Origin of the sequence: uncultured Cardiobacterium sp. (genome assembly GCF_938028185.1) — a bacterium.
Classification (GTDB): domain Bacteria; phylum Pseudomonadota; class Gammaproteobacteria; order Cardiobacteriales; family Cardiobacteriaceae; genus Cardiobacterium.
Window position 1 is genome coordinate 1 of record NZ_CALJAH010000447.1, and the last position, 1,665, is coordinate 1,665.

Here is a 1,665-nt window from a genome sequence, read left to right on the forward strand (position 1 = left end):
CTTTTTATATTTAGTCTTCATAATGTTTTCCTATATAAGGAGAATAATTTGGATCATGTTTGACCATTGGACCAATTATATATTCAGATTCGCTTAGTGTAATTTTACGATTATTATCTTGTAAATTAAGTTTGTGTGTAGGTTGATAAGAATTTTTTTCAGGAGAATTAAACCCGCTCAAAGTCTCATCCAGTTCTGGCGCGCAGAAAAAAATAACCACACGCACAATGACGGCGAGGATGGTCAAACCAATCAAGATTTCCATAACAGCCTCCTGTTTGTCTAAGGTATATGTATGATATTACGCCTGATTTTATCAGTACGTCAAGTTTGCCACCTGTACCGCATTGGTGTGCCACAGGCGGCAGCGTTCACTGCTACGCGCGCGGATGGCCTTTTTTGAAGACTTTGGCGAGGTATTCTTCGCTGTAGTCGATGTACTCGGCGGTAATATCGGGCGAGCCATGCCCCAATATCAGGCCAATCAGCCGGAGATCCGCGCCGTTCTCCGACAGGTGCGTCGCGCAGGCATGGCGCAGGCGGTGCAGGGTAATGTGCTTTTTGAAAGGGGAATATTCGTTGTTGATACGCGCATTCAACTCCTGCATATCGTTGTCGTCCAGCGGACGGTCGCCCTTGGGCGAGACAAAGAAAAAATTGCTGCAATGGGCTGATAGCTTGGTGGGACGCACCTTTTTCAGGTAGGCACGCAGGCTTTTCCGGAGGACGCCCATGAAAGGCACAAAACGCTGCTTGCCGCGCTTGCCGTAGCGAATGAAGATGAAGCGCTGCTCCCAGTTCACGTCGCAATACTGCAATTTGCAGATTTCACTGCGGCGCATCCCGGTAGAGTAGGCGAGGTCAATGATGGCGTAGTCAGTGATGCCCTGCGCCGTTGTGCGCGGAATATTGGCAAAGATGACCCCGATTTCTTCCGGCGAGATGTAATTCGCCTGGCGACGCTGCCTCGGCATGGTCAACCCCGGCATCCGCAGTGGCAACTTGTAAAACTTGATCCACCGGTTGAGGACGACGGTCGCCGTGGCGAAGGTCGAACGCGAGTATTGGTTGTCAATTATCTCGCGCAAATAGGCCTCGATGTTCGCCTCGCTCAGCGCGCTTTCGCCGTGCTGCTCCATCCATCTGGCGATGCGGGTCAGTGCGGAACGGTAGCAACGGATGGAAAGATTCGACAATTTCCGCCGCATCCGCTGGGCTGCGAGAAACGCGTCCGCCTGTTCAAACATGGTGATGCTCCTTTGCTGAAAATCCATCATCGCCAACCACGCCCCTGCGCAGCCGTGCTCTGTCTCCCGAACGCGGGACAACAGGACGGCACGATTATCCACAAAAAATGTGGGTAACACGAAAAAAACGCGCTATAGTGCGGACAACGCCCGGATGAGCGCATCATCCACAATGCCCCCTGTTGGTCATCCCTCGCGGGACGGGCTGCAAGACCAACGCACCGGCTCGCCGGTTATTAAATCCCGCTGCCCCGGCAGCATCTCACCCTTGGGGGACACGTTCCCCGGGGGAAGTTGTCTCCCGTTTTCCTATAGGAGACAACTATGTATAATGCTCAACAATATTCAGAGGCGCTATATCGCCTCGAAGCAGCGAGATTTACTCGCAAACAAGGAGAAATAATCATGCAACTAATTG

Annotated in this window: 2 protein-coding genes; both read right to left on the reverse strand. The window is 51.8% G+C overall.

Going from position 1 to position 1,665, the window contains the following annotated elements:
• Window positions 1–10 precede the first annotated feature (10 nt).
• Window positions 11–265: a hypothetical protein gene (locus tag Q0349_RS12995; RefSeq protein WP_298081442.1), complete on the reverse strand. Its 255-nt coding sequence runs from the start codon at window positions 263–265 to the stop codon at window positions 11–13.
• A gap of 112 nt (window positions 266–377) precedes the next feature.
• Window positions 378–1,247 carry a tyrosine-type recombinase/integrase gene (locus tag Q0349_RS13000; RefSeq protein ID WP_298081443.1) on the reverse strand — a complete coding sequence of 290 codons (870 nt, stop codon included), beginning with the start codon at window positions 1,245–1,247 and terminating at the stop codon, window positions 378–380.
• Window positions 1,248–1,665 lie beyond the last annotated feature (418 nt).